This is a genomic window from Pseudomonas sp. NFX183 (assembly GCF_047943075.1).
In the GTDB taxonomy this organism is placed as follows: domain Bacteria; phylum Pseudomonadota; class Gammaproteobacteria; order Pseudomonadales; family Pseudomonadaceae; genus Aquipseudomonas.
This window is the reverse complement of sequence record NZ_CP181333.1, coordinates 3,229,487-3,245,790: the sequence shown is the minus strand read 5'-3', so window position 1 is coordinate 3,245,790 and position 16,304 is coordinate 3,229,487. Positions and strand designations below refer to the sequence as shown.

Sequence of the window (16,304 nt, the reverse complement as noted above, 5' to 3'; positions counted from 1 at the left end):
TGAGCGCAGCGACCTCAAACAATGACCGCGTATCCAGCGCCTGAGCTCATTACAAACAGCTTTGCAAGAGACTCACTCCACAAACGAAAAAGCCCCGTCGCGAGACAGGGCTTTTCCAGCGATCGCGCAATTAAGCGGCGACAACGCTCACGTAACGGCGGTTGAAAGCGCCTTTTACTTCAAACTTGATCACGCCTTCGATTTTAGCGAAGAGGGTGTGATCTTTACCCATGCCAACACCGTAACCGGCGTGGAATTGGGTGCCGCGCTGACGCACGATGATGTTGCCCGGAATGATTTTCTGGCCGCCATACATCTTCACGCCAAGGCGTTTGGCTTCTGAGTCGCGACCGTTACGGGTACTACCACCAGCTTTTTTGTGTGCCATGAGTCAATTCTCCTAGTGAGGAATTAGGCTGAAATTAAGCCTGAATACCGGTGATTTTGATCTCGGTGTACCACTGGCGGTGGCCCATACGCTTCATGTGGTGCTTACGACGACGGAACTTGATGATGCGGACTTTATCGTGACGACCTTGGGAGATCACTTCAGCCACAACGGTAGCGCCAGCAACAACTGGAGCGCCGATGTTCACGTCATCGCCATTGGCGACCAACAGAACGCGATCAAAGGTAACGGATTCGCCAGTGGCGACTTCCAGTTTTTCGATCTTCAGGTATTCACCTGGGGCGACCTTGTATTGCTTGCCACCAGTAACAATTACTGCGTACGACATGGTATTTCTCCGATAATCCTGCTCACCCAGCGCTTTATAAGAAGAGGTATTGGCTGGCATGGCTGCATGGGATGGACGTCCCGAATGCAATTGCGTAAGGCAGGTGCTGCCCAGGAAGTTCAGGGTGCGCGATTGTACGCAAGGCAACGGAGCGTTGCAAGAGGCCGTCTATCGCGCCTTGACACCCGGGGGTGAGGGTCCTAGCATGCCGCGCAACCCTTCTGGAGCGACTGTCGCTGATGCAACCCCAAGCTTTCTACCGCGCGGTCGCGGACGATTTTAGCGCCGTCGACGGCATCATCAAGCAGCAGCTGACTTCTAAAGTGCCGCTGGTCTCCAAAATTGGCGACTATATTACGTCGGCGGGCGGCAAACGCCTGCGTCCTTTATTAGTGTTGCTGTGTGGCAAGGCCCTGGGCCGCGAAGGCGATGACCTGCGCCTGCTGGCCGCCACCATCGAATTCCTGCACACCGCCACCCTGCTGCATGACGACGTGGTCGACATGTCCGGCATGCGCCGTGGCCGTGAGACCGCCAATGCCATGTGGGGCAACGCCCCCAGTGTGTTGGTCGGCGATTTTCTGTACTCGCGCTCGTTCGAAATGATGGTCGAACTGGGCTCGATGCCGGTGATGAAGATTCTTTCACAAGCCACGCGCATCATCGCCGAAGGCGAAGTGTTGCAGCTGTCGAAGATCCGCGACGCCAGCACCACCGAAGAAACCTACATGGAAGTGATCCGCGGCAAAACCGCGATGCTCTTCGAAGCCTCTACTCACAGTGCTGCCGCCTTGTGCGGCGCCACTGCCGAACAGGCCGAAGCCCTGCGCACCTTTGGTGATCACCTGGGCGTGGCGTTCCAGTTGGTGGACGACCTGCTCGACTACAAGGGCGACGCCGAAACCCTAGGCAAGAACGTCGGTGACGACCTGGCCGAGGGCAAGCCGACCTTGCCGCTGATCTACACCATGCGCGAAGGCACGCCGGAACAGGCTGCCCTGGTGCGCAAGGCGATCCAGAAAGGTGGGATCGAAGACCTGGAGGCCATCCGCGCAGCCGTGGAAGCCTCGGGCTCTCTGGAGTACACCGCGCAACTGGCGCGTGACTACGTCGCCCGCGCCATCAAGTGCCTTGAAGCCCTGCCTGCCAGCGAATACCGGGACGCCCTGGTCGAGCTAAGTGAGTTCGCGGTCGCCCGTACGCACTGAAGACGATTGATGCAGTGGGCTTGTGTGGGAGCGGGCTTGCTCGCGAATGCGGTGGATCTGTGAGAAATATCCAGCTGATCCGCCGCCTTCGCGAGCAAGCCCGCTCCCACATCTAGATCCCATTGCCAACCCACTATCCCGCTCGCGCTTCAAATCCCTATATAATGTGCGACTTTAGCCATTCCTGACTTTCAAGGAGCTTTAGTGAGCACGTTGCCACCCTGCCCAAAATGCAATTCTGAATACACCTACGAAGATGGCGCCCAGCTGATCTGCCCGGAATGCGCCCATGAGTGGTCCGCCAATGGCGAGGCCGAAGCAGCCGGTGATGAAACCGTGAAGAAAGACTCTGTAGGCAACGTCCTGCAAGACGGCGACACCATTACCGTGATCAAAGACCTCAAGGTCAAGGGCACTTCCCTGGTGGTCAAGGTGGGCACCAAGGTCAAGAACATCCGCCTGTGCGACGGTGATCACGATATCGATTGCAAGATCGACGGCATCGGCCCGATGAAACTCAAGTCCGAGTTTGTGCGCAAAGTCTGAATCTGCTGCCTCCATCCCGCGCCCGCCGCGGGATGGCGTTTCGCCCTCTGCGTTGATCACGCGCAATATCCACACAGAAAAACCAGGAAACCGCCAATAGGCACTTGCTATTCTACGAATAAGAATTATTCTCATTGAAACCCATCAAGGAGAACGACTCATGACTTATTTGATAGATGCCTGGCTGGACCGCCCACACCCATACCTGCGAATCCTGCATCGGGAAACCGGTGAAGTCTGTGCAGTGCTGGAAGAAGAAGCGCTGAATGAGCTGCAGGACCAGGGCGATCTGGACGTGAATGGCCTGAGTTCCAGTGAACCTGGGGTGCTGAAGGAAGTGGTGCGTAATCTGTTTCTGTTCTGCTATGCCCGAGCGTTGCGCCCGACGACTGAGGTCAATGGCAAGTTCCATCCATGAGCGAGCCAACACACAGGCCCTATGTGGGAGCTGGCTTGCCTGCGATAGCCTCAACTCGGTAAGGCGTCAGACCGAGTCGTCTGCATCGCGGGCAAGCCTGGCTCCCACATAAAGCCGATGCCAGTGCTATCAGGTCTTACAGAACGTCGAGCAGCTCGACGTCGAACACCAGAACGCTGTGCGGCGGGATGCTGCCAACGCCTTGAGCGCCGTAAGCCAGTTCGCTCGGCACGTACAGACGCCATTTGCTGCCGGCATTCATCAGTTGCAGGGCTTCGGTCCAGCCGGCGATCACGCCGCCAACCGGGAATTCTGCAGGCTGGCCGCGCTCGTAGGAGCTGTCGAACACAGTGCCGTCGATCAGGGTGCCGTGGTAGTGAGTACGCACTTGGTCTTCACGGGTCGGCTTGGCGCCTGTACCGGCAGTCAGTACTTCAAACTGCAGGCCGGAAGCCAGAGTAGTGATGCCATCACGCTTGGCGTTTTCAGCCAGGAACGCCAGGCCAGCGCCAGCCGCGGCTTCAGCCTTGGCAGCCGCTTCGGCTTGCATGATTTCACGGATAACTTTGAAGCTGGCCGCCATTTGCTCTTGGTCAACGCGGCTTGGCTTGCCAGCGAACGCGTCGGTCAGGCCAGCCAGGATGGCGTCGATGCTCACGCCCGGTGGCGGGTTGTCGCGCAGTTGGTCGCCCAACTGACGGCCGATACCGTAGCTGACGCGGGTTTCGTCGGTGGACAGATTAACTTCGGACATGAAGAGGCTCCGCTGTAGGGCCATTACGAAAAACGCTGTTTTGCGTGGCGGCCCTGAACTAAAAGGGCCAGCAGACTAGCACACAAGACCCGCCGATGATGAGCCCCCCGTCCCCGGCCTCTGAGGGCCGGCAGGGAATCGATTGCTCTACGGCGATGGCGACCCTTTGTCGCACCCGGATTAAAAACATTTCAGAATCCCCCGCCTGCGCCGATACAGCCCTACACACTTTGGCTGGCTCAAACAACAACACCGTCCAGCAGACATACATCATTCTTGCGGAGCATTCGATGAATAGCTGGTTCGGCAACATCAGCGTCAACCTCAAACTCGGCCTGGGCTTCGGCCTGGTGCTGGTCCTCACGTCGATCCTGGCACTGACCGGCTGGACCAGCCTGGGCGGCCTGATCGACCGCAGCAACTGGATGAGCGACATCACCCAGCTCAATGCCTCGCTGACCAAGCTGCGCATCGTGCGCCTGCAATACATGCTGGCCAACGGCGACGAAGCCGTGGCACAGAACGTACAGACCAGTCTCGACGCCTTCGCCGCCCAGCAACAGAAACTGCTGGACAGCTTCAAGAGCCCGGAAAACCTCAAGCTGCTCAACGAGCAGAAAGCCGTCATCACCGCGTACCAGCAGTCCCTGAACAAAATGCGCGAGGCCTACCGTAACGGTAACGCCGCACGCCAGGTCATGGGCGACAAGGCCGACATCGCCAACACCCAGATTGACGCGCTGGAAACCAGTGTGCAGCAGATGCCCGACAGTCCGGAGCGCTTCACCCAGTACCAGGCCGTCACGCGCGCCAAGGAAGAGTTCCAGTTGAGCCGCTATGAAGTGCGCGGCTACACCTACAATCCCAGCGCAGAGACCGAAGCCCGCGCCGCCGCACAGATTGAAAAAGCCATCAGTGGTTTGAAAAATCTCAGCGCCGCACTCGGCGCCAGCCAACAAAGCGCGTTGACCTCGCTGGAAACCGCGCTCGGCGCCTATCGCAGCGCCGTGCAAAGTTACAAGGCGGCCAACGCCAACATCGTCAGTGCCCGTGCGGAAATGACCACCCAAGGCGCCGATATCGTCACCATCAGCGACAAGCTGTACGACATTCAACTGAATCGCCGTGACGCCGAAAGTACCCAGGCCCGCAGCCTGCAACTGATCAGCACCTTGCTGGCCCTGCTGGTCGGCATCATTGCGGCACTGGTGATTACCCGTCAGATCACTCGCCCGATCCAGGACACCCTGGCCGTGGTGGAGCGCATCGCTTCCGGCGACCTGAGCCACAACATCCAGGTGACCCGTCGTGACGAGTTGGGCGTATTGCAACAAGGCATCCAGCGCATGGGCACCACCCTGCGTGAATTGATCAGCGGTATTCGCGATGGCGTAACCCAGATCGCCAGCGCCGCCGAAGAACTGTCGGCCGTAACCGAGCAGACCAGTGCCGGCGTCAACAGCCAGAAGATCGAGACCGATCAAGTCGCCACGGCGATGCACGAAATGACGGCCACCGTGCAGGAAGTCGCACGCAACGCCGAGCAAGCCTCGCTGGCCGCTGCCGACGCCGACGGCCAAGCCCGCGCGGGCGACAAAGTGGTGGCCGAGGCCATCGCCCAGATCGAACGCCTCGCTGCTGAAGTGGCGCGCTCCACCGACGCCATGACGCACCTGCAGCAAGAGAGCAACAAGATCGGCAGCGTAATGGACGTGATCAAGGCCGTGGCCGAGCAAACCAACCTGCTGGCACTCAACGCCGCGATTGAAGCAGCGCGTGCCGGTGAAGCCGGTCGCGGCTTTGCCGTGGTCGCCGACGAAGTGCGTGGCCTGGCCCAGCGCACACAAAAATCCACCGAAGAAATCGAAGGCCTGGTCGCCGGCCTGCAGAACGGCACTCAGCAAGTGGCCACCGTGATGAACAACAGCCGCAGCCTCACCGACAGCAGCGTTGAGCTGACGCGCAAGGCGGGTGTGTCGCTGGAAAATATCACCCGTACGGTGTCGAACATCCAGTCGATGAACCAGCAGATTGCAGCCGCGGCCGAGCAGCAAAGTGCCGTGGCCGAAGAGATCAGCCGCAGCATTGTGAACGTGCGTGATGTATCCGAGCAGACCGCAACGGCGAGCGACGAGACGGCCAAGTCGAGCGTAGAACTGGCGCGTCTGGGCAGCCAATTGCAGCAGATGGTCAGCCACTTCCGGGTTTAAAAAACCAAAAAACCGCCTCGGCCGAAACCGAGGCGGCTCCACTTCTCAGACCTTACAGGTCATCGAAGCTGTCCCGCAGGAATGTCCACACGTGATAAACACGCAGGGCACTCACTACGAGGTTCCACGTACGTCGTGCAAACTTAGACATACTCGGCCCTCCAAGCGTTGGGCCTTACCTCCAGCGCACTTACCGGAACACGTGAGCCTTGGGATGCACATCACTGCTTCCTTTGAGGCGGCCGGGCTTTGGTTCCTCCCGCATCAATCCGGCACGGATTACTAGCCCGTGGCGTTCGGTCCATTATTCCGCGCGCATACCCAACCACCTACAAAACGACGTACTTGGAACGGCGCTGATACTAACCAACCTCCCGGTAAAAGGTGTGACGGGCATCGATAAAACCTATAGAAAGGTCCGCGAATTCATTGCCAAACTTTACCGCGCATTTTGGGTGAAAAATGAAAAGTCCCGATCGTCGCCAAGTCTTGCCTGGCGTAATAACCAGCAGTAGTATCCGCGTTGCACATCACTGCTTCCAATGAGACAGCAACCCCAGCCACTCACTGGGTTTGCAATAAAAAACCGCCCTACTAAGGCGGTTTTTTATTGCCTGCGATTGCCCTGTCAGCCCTCGCCTTCCTCGACAAACACCAGCCGATTACCAAACGGATCGCCGATGCTCATCTCCCGCGAGCCCCACGGCGTTTCTTCAACGCCAGGCTTGGCATACCGATAATCCTTGGCCAGCAATTGCTGCTGATACGCGTCCACGCCTTGCGCCTGAATCCGCACCGCTGACCCCGGCGACGCATCGCCATGATGCTCGGACAAATGCAGCACGCACTCACCCAACGACACCTGCAGATACAACGGGAAATTCGCTTCGAAGCGATGCTGCCAGTCGACCTTGAACCCGAGGAAGTCGACGTAGAATTCCAACGCTTTGGCTTCGTCGAATATTCGCAGAATGGGGGTGACTTTTCCTAAGTGCATGACGACAGCTCCGTGTATGAAAGCGCCCACTATAGAGTCGAAAACCCACCACGCAAATCCCCATTGCGCGCCAAAAACCGCCCTGGCCGCTGACCATTGGCCTGCCCATCGCTGTAGCTCAACACGCCGTTGATCCACACGCCATCAATGCCTTCAGCCGCGCGTTGTGGCGCCTTGAAGTCCGCCACGTCACGCACCCGCAATGGGTCGAACAACACCAGGTCAGCCCAATACCCTTGACGAATTTCCCCACGCTCGGCCAAACCAAAGCGCGCCGCCGACAGCCCGGTCATCTTGTGCACCGCCGTGTGCAGCGGGAACAACCCCACATCGCGGCTGAAATGCCCCAACACCCGTGGAAACGCGCCCCACAAGCGTGGATGCGGGAACGGGTCTTCCGGCAAGCCATCAGAGCCCACCATCGACAGCGGATGCGCGAGGATGCGTCGTACATCCTCCTCATCCATTCCGTAGTACACCGCCCCCGCCGGTTGCAGGCGACGTGCTGCGTCCAGCAGCGAAACGTCCCACTCGCAGGCAATATCCTGCAAGTCGCGCCCGCCGACTTCCGGGTGCGGCGTCGACCAGGTGATGGTGATGCGAAACGCATCGGTGACCTGCTTGAGGTCCAGGGTCGAAGAGCTGGCCGCATAGGGATAACAATCACAGCCCACCGGGTGGGTTTTTGCAGCCAGTTCCAGCGACGCCAACAGCTGCGGACTGCGCCCCCAGTTGCCCGCACCGGCGCACTTGAGGTGGGAAATAATCACTGGTGCCTTGGCGTGTCGGCCGATCAAAAACGCTTCGTCCATCGCTTCCAGCACGGGCTCGAATTCGCTGCGCAAATGCGTGGTGTACACCGCACCAAACGCCGTCAGTTCTTCACTGAGTTGCAGCACTTCATCGGTCTGGGCATTAAACGCGCTGGCGTAGGCCAGGCCTGTGGATAAACCCAGCGCGCCAGCCTCAAGACTTGCTCGCAACTGCACACGCATGGCACCGATTTCATCCGGCGTGGCGGTACGGTGCAGGTCATCCATATGGTTGCTGCGCAGCGCCGTATGGCCGATCAACGCCGCGACATTGACCGTCGGATGAGCGCTTTCCACAGCAGCGCGGTAATCGGCAAACCGCGGGTAAGCGAACGCCTCACGCATGCCCAGCAGGTTCATCGGGTCCGGCGGATCACTACGTAAACTCACCGGCGAGGCGCTGATGCCGCAGTTGCCGACAATCACCGTGGTCACGCCCTGGCTGAGTTTGGGCAGCATCTGCGGATGGCGGATCACCACCGTGTCGTCGTGGGTGTGCACGTCAATAAACCCCGGCGCCAGAACACGCCCCTGCGCCTCGATCTCATGCTCGGCCTGCGCAGTCGCCAGGTCGCCGATTGTCTCGATACGCCCGTCACGCAGCCCTACATCGGCGACATAACCTGGTGTGTTGCTGCCATCAATGATCAGCGCCTGGCGAATCAGCGTGTCGTACTTCATATCAATCTCCAAGCGGCAGGCTATCGGGGCCGCCGCGATAATCGTCCAGGGCCAGCTTGATCCGGCGCAGGCGTTCCTGGTTCTCGTCCGGCATGACCAGCGCCAGCTCGGTGGCGAGCAGGTCGATGGCCAACAGCATTCCGTAGCGCGCCGCGGTGGGCTTGTAGATAAAACTGGTTTCGGCCGGCTGCAGCGGCAACAAGACGTCCGCCAGCTGCGCCAGCGGTGAATCGGCCAAGGTGATGGCGACGATGGGCGCATCGTAATTGCGCGCCAGCCCCACCACGTCCAACAACTCGGGCGTGAGGCCGGAGAGCGAGCACACGATCAGCGCCTGCTCAGGGCCCAAGGTCGCGGCGGTGACGCGCATCATCACCGGGTCGTGGCAAGCGGCAATCGGGTAACCCAGGCGCACCAGTCGCACTTGCAACTCTTCACTGCACAGGCTCGACGGGCCGCCCATGCCGAATGCGTGAATCATCCGCGCCTTGCCCAACAGGCTGACGGCATCGACAAAACTCGCCTGGTTGAACCCCGACAGATGCTGACGCAAGGTCAATTCGATATCGCCGAGAATCTGCCGATGAAACGCCGACTGCTCCGGCAACCCCGCCGGGTCCAGGAAGCGACTGCCCACCCCGCTGGCCTGGGCCAGTTGCAAGCGTAAATCGCGCAAGTCGCGGCAGCCGACGCTGCGGGCAAACCGCGACAAGGTCGCTGTGCTGACTTCGGCGCGTTGGGACAACTCCTCCAGGCTGGCCGACGCGGCGAAGCCCACGTCATCGAGCATCAGCTTGGCGATACGTCCTTCGCCGGCGCTGAAAGAGTCCTGGCGGGCGCGGATCTGGTAGAGGATGTCCATCGGGGCTCCGGATTACAAATGAGGCTCATAAAACAAGCGACAGACCGTAAGTCAGACCGAACGCGACCACCGAGATCAACGTCTCCAGCACGGTCCAGGTCTTGAAGGTCTGGATCACCGTCATATTGAAGTATTCCTTGATCAGCCAGAAGCCGCCGTCGTTGACGTGGGAAAAGATCACCGAACCCGCGCCAGTCGCCAGCACCAGCAACTCAGGGTGTGGATAACCCAGGCCCATGGCGACGGGCGCGACCACACCGGAGGCCGTGGTCATGGCCACGGTGGCTGAGCCGGTGGCGATGCGCATCAGCGCAGCAAACAACCAGCCCATCACCAGCGGCGACAGATGGAAGGCGTGGGCCAGGCCGAGAATTTCATTGGTGACGCCCGCGTCCACCAAAATGCGATTCAAGCCACCACCGGCGCCCACCAGCAAGGTGATGCTGGCGGTCGGTGCCAGGCATTCATTGGTGAACTTGAGGATCGCCTCGCGGTTGAAACCCTGGGCCAGGCCCAAGGTCCAGAAGCTCACTAACGTCGCGACCAACAGCGCGATCACCGAGTTGCCGATAAACAGCAGGAACTGGTTAAAGCCAGTACCGGGTGTAGAAATCACATTGGCCCAGCCGCCGATCATCATCAGCACCACCGGCAACAGGATGGTGCCCATGGTCAACGTAAAGCTCGGCAGACGGGTGCGCGGCTCGCGCTCGATAAACTGGCGTTCCAGCGGGTTCTGCGCCGGCAGGTGAATACGCGGCACGATGAACTTGGCGTACAACGGGCCAGCAATAATTGCCGTGGGGATACCGATCAGAATCGCATACAGCACGGTCTGCCCAACCGAGGCGTTATACGCCAGCACCGCCATCATCGCCGCCGGGTGCGGCGGCACCAGCGCATGCACCACCGACAAACCGGCGACCATCGGCAAGCCGACCATCAGAATCGACACGCCCACACGTCGCGCCACGGTAAAGGCAATCGGCACCAGCAACACAAAACCGACCTCGAAAAACAGCGGCAGCCCTACCAGGAAGGCAATACACACCATCGCCCAGTGCGCATTGCGCTCGCCGAAGCGGTTGATCAGCGTGCGCGCCACCTGCTCGGCGCCGCCGGACTCGGCCATCATCTTGCCGAGCATGGTGCCCAGCGCCACCACCAGGGCAATGTGCCCCAGGGTTTTACCCACGCCCGCCTCGTACGAGCCCATGATGGTGTCCGCCGGCATGCCGGCCATCAGCGCCAGGCCAATGGACACCAAGGTGATGACGATAAACGGGTTGAGTCGGTAACGTGCGATCAGCACGATCAATGCAATGATGGCGATGGCAGCGTATGCCAACAGCCCCAAGCCCAGTGGTGCGGCCATGCGGTACTCCTTGGAAAGGGTCACGTCGAATTGGTTGTGAAACTCATAAATCATTCCTCGATTAAATTTTCAATTTCTATGAAAGTAATTTTCGCCCACGGATAAGTGCTGTCGCTTGGGGACATGCCCAGCGCCAGCCAATGAAAATCCGAGGGGTGTTCTTACATGAAGTTTTTGCCGCGCCGAAACTCAACCGTAAGGGCCGAGTCTGAGAGGGCAGTCCTACCGTCGTTCAGGAATCCCGACAATGAATCGCAAGACTCTGCTTGTTCCTTTCGCCGCCAGCGCGCTGTTGCTGGCGTTCTGCAGCAGCGCCTCGGCCGCCGAGAATGCGGCGCTGAAAAAATGCATGGACAGCGCCAACACCACCGTCTACATGGTCAATTGCAACGTCAAGGAAACCAAGGTTCAGGACGATCGCCTGAACAAAGCCTATAAAACCGCCCTGGCCGCCCAGGAAGGCGACCGCAAGCAGAAGCTGCAGGACGTGCAGCGCCTGTGGCTCAAATACCGTGACGCCAATTGCGACTTCGCAGGCAGTGCCACGGGCGGCACCATCGACCAGGTCAACGGCTCCGGCTGCGTGCTGGACATGACCCAGACCCGCGCACAGGAACTCGAAGACCTGGTCGGGCCGTGATCAGTTACTCATGATGAACGCGCGCACGCTTTAACAGCTTCTTGCAGCGCTCGGACAAATGCAGCACCCGCAGATGTTTGCCGGCCTTGCTGTAGCGCTCTCGCAAGGTCATCAGCGCGGCAATCGCCGAGTAGTCAACAAAGCTCAGGTGACGGCAATCCAGCGTTACCTGAGCCGGGTCGTTGGCCGGGTCGAACTGGTTCAGAAACGGCGTGGTCGAGGCAAAGAACAACGTGCCATGCAGCCGGTACAGCTTGCTGCCGTCGGCTTCAAGGTGTTCATCGGCATACAGCTCGCGCGCCTGTTGCCAGGCGAAGTTCAGCGCCGCAATCACAATGCCGCACAGCACGGCCGTGGCCAGGTCGGTAAACACGGTAATCACCGTCACCGCCAGAATCACCAGCACATCATTGACCGGCACTTTGTTGATCACCCGCAACGACGCCCAGGCGAAGGTCTGCTGCGACACCACAAACATCACGCCCACCAGCGCCGCCAGCGGAATCCGCTCGATCGGCGGCGACAGAAACAAAATGAACAACAGGATCATCACCCCGGCAAACACCCCGGAGAAACGCCCGCGCCCGCCAGAGCTCAAGTTGATCACGGTTTGCCCGATCATCGCGCAACCGCCCATGCCGCCGAACAGGCCCGAGACCATATTCGCCGCGCCCAGGGCCACGCTTTCGCGGTCAGGGTAGCCCCGGGTTTCGGTGATTTCGTCGGTGAGGTTCAAGGTCAGCAGGGTTTCCAGCAAGCCGACCATCGCCATCAGGAACGCATAGGGCGCGATGATGCCGAGGGTTTCCAGGGTCCAGGGAATTTGCGGCAGCGCGAAGGTCGGCAGGCCACCAGCGATGTGCGCCATGTCGCCCAGTGTGCGGGTTGGCAGGCCAAGCAGGTACACCGCCAAACCGACGCCGAGGATCGCCACCAACGCGGGCGGCACGGCGCGCGTCAGGCGCGGCAGCAAATAGACAATCGCCATGGTCACCGCCACCAGGCCGATCATTACGTATAACGGCGTGCCGCTGAGCCAGCTTTCGCCGCTTTTGAAATGTTCCAGTTGCGCCAAGGCGATGATGATCGCCAGGCCGTTGACGAAACCGAGCATCACCGGGTGCGGCACCATGCGCACCAGCTTGCCCAGGCGCAACACGCCGAACGCGACCATGATCAGCCCGCCCAGCAACACCGTGGCCAACAAGTACTCCACGCCGTGTTGCACCACCAGCGCGACGATCACCACCGCCATCGAACCGGCGGCCCCCGAGACCATGCCGGGCCGGCCACCGAATAACGCGGTGAGGGTGCAAATGATAAAGGCGCCGTAGAGCCCCATCAGCGGGTTGAGGTGGGCGACCAAGGCAAAGGCGATGCATTCGGGCAGCAGCGCAAAGGACGTGGTGAGGCCGGCCAGGGCATCGGCGCGCAGACGAGTGAGGTTCATGAGGTACCAGGGCGTTGCGGGGAATAAGGCGGGGAATGGTACGGAATTGAGCGAGGTGGGGCCAGCACTGGGTAAACCAGATAAACCGAGTCGCCCCTTTCGCGAGCAAGCCCGCTCCCACACTTGACCGCGTTCCAACAGTGGAATGCAGTCAAATGTGGGAGCGGGCTTGCTCGCGAAGGCAGCACCGCGGTGCTAAGCGAACATCACACCATTTCGTTGCGAATCCACTCCACCACCGACGTACGCTTCGGCGCCCAGCCCAGCAGTTCACGGGCATGCTTGCCCCGCACGCGGCTGTTGGAGCCCAGGCCATAGTTGGCCATTTCATAGCCCCACTCGGCTTCAGCATCCGCCAACGGCCAATCCTGCGGCTTGCCCAGCTTCAACGCTTCGGCAATAGCAGTGGTCATGTCGACAAACGCCGCTTCACCGCTTTCCACAAAGTAGAAGGTGCCCGGCACATTCTTCTCAAGCGCCAGCAGGTACAGCGCTACCACGTCTTCGATGTGCACGTTGGACCAGATGTTCTGCCCAGTGCCCACATGGCGCACCATGCCACTTTTGCGCGCCTGCTTGAGCAGCCGCGGCAATTGCACGCTGTCACGCTTCACGCCCAGGCTGTGACCATAAATCAGGGTGTTGCAGATCACCGCCGAATTCACGCCGTCTTTGGCCGCCGCCAGAATCAGGTTATCGATGGCCACGCGCGCAGCCTTGTCGACGGTCGGCTCCGGCAGCGTGTCCTCAAAGTAGATGACATCGCTGGCCTTACCGCCCGACGCATCGCCAACGATGCTCGAACCGCTGGTGTGCAGGAAGGGCTTGTTCGAGCCCTTCAAGGCGGCCAGCAAGGTTTCGACGGCAGCGCGATGGTCGCTGCTGGCGGCGTTGATAACTGCATCGGCCTTCGAAGCCTGCTCGGTCAACACGGCCGAGTCATCCAGGGTGCCGATCACGGGCGTGATGCCCAGGGCGGTCATTTCAGCGGCTTGCTCGGCGCTGCGCACCAGGCCGGTAACGGTGTGGCCAGCCTTGACCAGACCGGTGGCGATGGAGCCGCCGATAAAACCCGCTGCGCCGGTAACGAATACATTCATGGAGTGTGCTCCTGACTGGGTAAGTGATGGGTCCAGTATCGAGGACTCATCCCTGTCGAATAAGACTGTATTGCCCAATTCAATCTTGCGCACAGGTCACGAATCAGCAGGCATACCGCGCCAGCTTGGTCTGAATGAAGTCCAGGAAGCACTGGATGCGCAACGCCAATTGCGAGTTGCGATAGAACACTGCGTGGATCGGCTGACGATAACCACTGTTAAACGCCTCCAGCACCGGCACCAGCCGCCCGGCATTGATGTCTTCGACCGTCATGAAGTTCGACAGGCAGCAAATGCCCTGCCCTTCCAGCGCCAACTGGCGCAGGGTTTCGCCACTGGAGGCAGCGATGCTCGGCTGGATCAGCCAACGGTCACCTTCCACATGGCGCAACGGCCAATGGTTGAGGGTTTCGGTCTGGGTGAAGCCCAGCAACGTATGGTCCGCCAACTCGGCCACCGTGGTCGGCGTGCCGTGTTGCTTGAGGTAGTCGGGGCTGGCGAGGATATGCAGCGGCGTGCAGCCAAGGGAACGGGCATGCAACGTGGAGTCGGCCAGGGCGCCGATACGGATGGCAATGTCGGTGCTCTGTTCCAGCAGGTCGATGATCAAGTCATCGCTGTTCAGCTCCAGCTGGATGTCCGGGTAGAGGCTGCGAAACTCGGCGATGTACGGCACGATCCCGTGCAGCATGAAGGGCACGGCGGCGTTGATGCGCAGCCGCCCGGCCGGGTTTTTCTGGCGCGACGACAGGCGCTCTTCCAGATCATCCATCTGCGCCAGAATCACCTTGGCCTGCTCGAAGAAGTACTTGCCCTCTTCGGTCAGGTCCATGCGCCGCGTGGTGCGGTTGATCAGCGTGGTGTCGAGCTTGGCTTCCAGGCGCGACAAGGTGCGGCTGACCGCCGACGGCGTCTGCCCGACCTGCTCCGCCGCGGCGGAAATCGAACCGCACTCAATCACGCTGACGAAGATCTGTAACTCATCGGATCGGGCTTTCACAGGCTGTCCTTCTTGATCGGTGGGTAGCAGCTTACACCGACAGGTTAAACACCTGCGCCAGATGCTGCTCATAGCGCGCCACGTCAGCCTCGATGGCCGGGCGTTTCATCACGTCCACGCACAGGAAGGTCGGCAGGCCGGTCATGCCGAGGAACTCGTTGGCCTTGTGGAACGGGAAGTACACCGCGTCCACGCCCTTGGCCTCGAAGAAGTCCGTCGGATCGTCGAAGGCTTGCTGCGGCGCGTTCCAGGTCAGCGACAACATGTACTGCTTGCCCTGGATCAAGCCGCCGCTGCCGTACTTTTGCGACGCGTCGGAACGGGTCCGACCATCGCTGGCATACAGGCTGCCGTGGCCTTCGGTGAAGACTTCATCGATGTACTTTTTGACGATCCATGGCGCGCCCATCCACCAGCCGGGCATCTGGTAGATGATCACGTCGGCCCAGAGAAATTTGGCGACCTCTTCGGCCACGTCGTAGCCTTCGTCGATGTGGGTGACTTTGACGTCGATACCGCCGCGGTCCAGCACCGCCACGGCGGCTTCATGCAGGGTGGCGTTATAGCGGCCGTCGGAATGGGCGAATTTCTTGCCGCCGTTGAGCAGGAGTACTTTTTTCATGGGAAGGAATCCAAAGGGCTAAAAATATCTGCCGGCAGGCTATCGACATTCAACCGTTGGAATAAGCAGCAGTGCGGCAAAATACATTTGACCCAAACGCACGAATAACGCCGCACTCTTGATTTAACCACTGATCAGCAAATGACCGCCCAACAGCGCCATGCCGATAAAAAATACCCGTTTGAACAGCACCGCACTGATGCGCTGACGCAGTGCCTGGCCCAGCCACATGCCCAACAACGCAGGCACCAGGGCCAGTAGGGAGGCATTGATTTCGCCGCCGCCGAGGGTGCCACGCCACGCCAGACCGGCCGCCAGCGCCAAGGTGGAAACGGTGAACGACAGCCCCAGCGCCTGCACCAACTGATCACGGTTCAAGCCCAAGGCTTGCAGATACGGCACGGCGGGAATCACGAACACGCCGGTGGCCGAGGTGATGATGCCGGTGACCAGCCCGCACACCGGCCCCAGCCAGCGCTCGGTGTGAGGCTGCACCGTGAACGTGGGCAGAAACAACCCACTCAACGCATACACCAGCAGCGCGCCGCCCAACGCGCGAACGACCCAATGGCCGCCGTCCATGCCCAGCCATAGCGTGCCGAGCCCGGTGCCGAGGAAAACCAGCACCAGCATCGGCCACAGGCGTTTGAGCAACGCGCTCAAGTGGCCGCCGAATGCCAGTTGCCAGAGGTTGGTCACCGTTGAGGGAATGATCAGCAATGCCGCAGCCTGCGCCGGCAGCATAGCCAGGCCGAGCATACCCATGGCCACGGTGGGCAGGCCCAGGCCAATCACGCCTTTGACGGTGCCGGCCAGCAGGAAGGTGCCGACAACCAATAGGGTCAGGGCCGCGCCGAGGTTTTGGTAGTACGCCAGGAAGGTAGTCATGAGG

At 60.3% G+C, this 16,304-nt stretch carries 17 protein-coding genes and 1 pseudogene; 6 read left to right on the top strand and 12 right to left on the bottom strand.

The window, feature by feature from the left end; genetic code table 11:
- Nucleotides 1-130: 130 nt before the first annotated feature.
- Entirely contained in the window at nt 131-388 is a 258-nt protein-coding gene (gene rpmA, locus ACM530_RS15085) for a 50S ribosomal protein L27 (RefSeq protein WP_003176049.1), read from the bottom strand.
- Between the two features lie 34 nt (nt 389-422).
- A complete protein-coding gene (gene rplU / locus ACM530_RS15080) occupies nt 423-737 on the bottom strand; it encodes a 50S ribosomal protein L21 (protein ID WP_007950961.1) in 315 nt (104 codons plus the stop codon).
- Nucleotides 738-976: 239 nt separating this feature from the next.
- Here rplU and ACM530_RS15075 point away from each other — a divergent pair, with 239 nt between their 5' ends.
- From ACM530_RS15075 to ACM530_RS15065, 3 genes are all read left to right on the top strand, one after another.
- Nucleotides 977-1,945 carry a polyprenyl synthetase family protein gene (locus tag ACM530_RS15075; protein WP_145164326.1) on the top strand — a complete coding sequence of 323 codons (969 nt, stop codon included), beginning with the start codon at nt 977-979 and terminating at the stop codon, nt 1,943-1,945.
- A gap of 204 nt (nt 1,946-2,149) precedes the next feature.
- The gene (locus ACM530_RS15070) at nt 2,150-2,491 is read left to right on the top strand and encodes a zinc ribbon domain-containing protein YjdM (RefSeq protein WP_017254008.1); all 342 of its coding nucleotides are present in this window, start codon (nt 2,150-2,152) and stop codon (nt 2,489-2,491) included.
- Nucleotides 2,492-2,651: 160 nt separating this feature from the next.
- Nucleotides 2,652-2,909 (top strand): hypothetical protein, encoded by a 258-nt coding sequence (locus tag ACM530_RS15065; protein ID WP_145164332.1) that lies wholly within the window; start codon nt 2,652-2,654, stop codon nt 2,907-2,909.
- Nucleotides 2,910-3,045: 136 nt separating this feature from the next.
- On the opposite strand, the gene ACM530_RS15060 is transcribed toward ACM530_RS15065, so the two are convergent.
- On the bottom strand, nt 3,046-3,663 hold the full coding sequence (locus ACM530_RS15060; RefSeq protein ID WP_106578202.1) for an FKBP-type peptidyl-prolyl cis-trans isomerase: 618 nt from the start codon (nt 3,661-3,663) through the stop codon (nt 3,046-3,048).
- A 95-nt stretch (nt 3,664-3,758) separates the two neighbouring features.
- Here ACM530_RS15060 and ACM530_RS15055 point away from each other — a divergent pair.
- Both ACM530_RS15055 and ACM530_RS15050 read left to right on the top strand, forming a co-directional pair.
- Nucleotides 3,759-4,970, top strand: a pseudogene (locus ACM530_RS15055) (methyl-accepting chemotaxis protein); the annotation flags it as partial.
- Nucleotides 4,971-5,009: 39 nt separating this feature from the next.
- Nucleotides 5,010-5,873: a methyl-accepting chemotaxis protein gene (locus ACM530_RS15050; protein WP_371317720.1), complete on the top strand. Its 864-nt coding sequence runs from the start codon at nt 5,010-5,012 to the stop codon at nt 5,871-5,873.
- A gap of 628 nt (nt 5,874-6,501) precedes the next feature.
- Here ACM530_RS15050 and ACM530_RS15045 read toward each other — a convergent pair.
- From ACM530_RS15045 to ACM530_RS15030, 4 genes are read right to left on the bottom strand one after another with little or no spacing between them, the layout of a single operon-like run.
- Nucleotides 6,502-6,870 (bottom strand): glyoxalase superfamily protein, encoded by a 369-nt coding sequence (locus ACM530_RS15045; protein ID WP_106578200.1) that lies wholly within the window; start codon nt 6,868-6,870, stop codon nt 6,502-6,504.
- 29 nt (nt 6,871-6,899) lie between these two features.
- On the bottom strand, nt 6,900-8,363 hold the full coding sequence (locus ACM530_RS15040; protein ID WP_416365063.1) for an N-acyl-D-amino-acid deacylase family protein: 1,464 nt from the start codon (nt 8,361-8,363) through the stop codon (nt 6,900-6,902).
- Nucleotide 8,364: 1 nt separating this feature from the next.
- Complete coding sequence (locus ACM530_RS15035; RefSeq protein WP_416365062.1) at nt 8,365-9,225, bottom strand: MurR/RpiR family transcriptional regulator; 861 nt, start codon at nt 9,223-9,225, stop codon at nt 8,365-8,367.
- Between the two features lie 25 nt (nt 9,226-9,250).
- The gene (locus ACM530_RS15030) at nt 9,251-10,600 is read right to left on the bottom strand and encodes a gluconate:H+ symporter (RefSeq protein ID WP_242201127.1); all 1,350 of its coding nucleotides are present in this window, start codon (nt 10,598-10,600) and stop codon (nt 9,251-9,253) included.
- A 247-nt stretch (nt 10,601-10,847) separates the two neighbouring features.
- Between ACM530_RS15030 and ACM530_RS15025 the strand changes: the two genes are divergently transcribed.
- Nucleotides 10,848-11,240: a lysozyme inhibitor LprI family protein gene (locus tag ACM530_RS15025; protein WP_416365061.1), complete on the top strand. Its 393-nt coding sequence runs from the start codon at nt 10,848-10,850 to the stop codon at nt 11,238-11,240.
- A gap of 4 nt (nt 11,241-11,244) precedes the next feature.
- On the opposite strand, the gene ACM530_RS15020 is transcribed toward ACM530_RS15025, so the two are convergent.
- The 5 genes from ACM530_RS15020 to ACM530_RS15000 form a co-directional block, all read right to left on the bottom strand.
- Complete coding sequence (locus ACM530_RS15020; RefSeq protein WP_416365060.1) at nt 11,245-12,690, bottom strand: SulP family inorganic anion transporter; 1,446 nt, start codon at nt 12,688-12,690, stop codon at nt 11,245-11,247.
- 206 nt (nt 12,691-12,896) lie between these two features.
- Entirely contained in the window at nt 12,897-13,790 is an 894-nt protein-coding gene (locus ACM530_RS15015; RefSeq protein ID WP_416365059.1) for an NAD-dependent epimerase/dehydratase family protein, read from the bottom strand.
- 103 nt (nt 13,791-13,893) lie between these two features.
- On the bottom strand, nt 13,894-14,790 hold the full coding sequence (locus tag ACM530_RS15010) for a LysR family transcriptional regulator (protein WP_242201134.1): 897 nt from the start codon (nt 14,788-14,790) through the stop codon (nt 13,894-13,896).
- Nucleotides 14,791-14,821: 31 nt separating this feature from the next.
- Nucleotides 14,822-15,412 (bottom strand): NAD(P)H-dependent oxidoreductase, encoded by a 591-nt coding sequence (locus tag ACM530_RS15005; protein ID WP_242201136.1) that lies wholly within the window; start codon nt 15,410-15,412, stop codon nt 14,822-14,824.
- 123 nt (nt 15,413-15,535) lie between these two features.
- On the bottom strand, nt 15,536-16,300 hold the full coding sequence (locus ACM530_RS15000; RefSeq protein WP_416365058.1) for a sulfite exporter TauE/SafE family protein: 765 nt from the start codon (nt 16,298-16,300) through the stop codon (nt 15,536-15,538).
- Nucleotides 16,301-16,304 lie beyond the last annotated feature (4 nt).

Coding starts and splice junctions, on each gene's coding strand:
- rpmA (WP_003176049.1), bottom strand. CDS start 388: ATGGCACACAAAAAAGCTGGTGGTAGTACCCGTAACGGTCGCGACTCA.
- rplU (WP_007950961.1), bottom strand. CDS start 737: ATGTCGTACGCAGTAATTGTTACTGGTGGCAAGCAATACAAGGTCGCC.
- ACM530_RS15075 (WP_145164326.1), top strand. CDS start 977: ATGCAACCCCAAGCTTTCTACCGCGCGGTCGCGGACGATTTTAGCGCC.
- ACM530_RS15065 (WP_145164332.1), top strand. CDS start 2,652: ATGACTTATTTGATAGATGCCTGGCTGGACCGCCCACACCCATACCTG.
- ACM530_RS15060 (WP_106578202.1), bottom strand. CDS start 3,663: ATGTCCGAAGTTAATCTGTCCACCGACGAAACCCGCGTCAGCTACGGT.
- ACM530_RS15050 (WP_371317720.1), top strand. CDS start 5,010: ATGGGCACCACCCTGCGTGAATTGATCAGCGGTATTCGCGATGGCGTA.
- ACM530_RS15045 (WP_106578200.1), bottom strand. CDS start 6,870: ATGCACTTAGGAAAAGTCACCCCCATTCTGCGAATATTCGACGAAGCC.
- ACM530_RS15040 (WP_416365063.1), bottom strand. CDS start 8,363: ATGAAGTACGACACGCTGATTCGCCAGGCGCTGATCATTGATGGCAGC.
- ACM530_RS15035 (WP_416365062.1), bottom strand. CDS start 9,225: ATGGACATCCTCTACCAGATCCGCGCCCGCCAGGACTCTTTCAGCGCC.
- ACM530_RS15030 (WP_242201127.1), bottom strand. CDS start 10,600: ATGGCCGCACCACTGGGCTTGGGGCTGTTGGCATACGCTGCCATCGCC.
- ACM530_RS15025 (WP_416365061.1), top strand. CDS start 10,848: ATGAATCGCAAGACTCTGCTTGTTCCTTTCGCCGCCAGCGCGCTGTTG.
- ACM530_RS15020 (WP_416365060.1), bottom strand. CDS start 12,690: ATGAACCTCACTCGTCTGCGCGCCGATGCCCTGGCCGGCCTCACCACG.
- ACM530_RS15015 (WP_416365059.1), bottom strand. CDS start 13,790: ATGAATGTATTCGTTACCGGCGCAGCGGGTTTTATCGGCGGCTCCATC.
- ACM530_RS15005 (WP_242201136.1), bottom strand. CDS start 15,412: ATGAAAAAAGTACTCCTGCTCAACGGCGGCAAGAAATTCGCCCATTCC.
- ACM530_RS15000 (WP_416365058.1), bottom strand. CDS start 16,300: ATGACTACCTTCCTGGCGTACTACCAAAACCTCGGCGCGGCCCTGACC.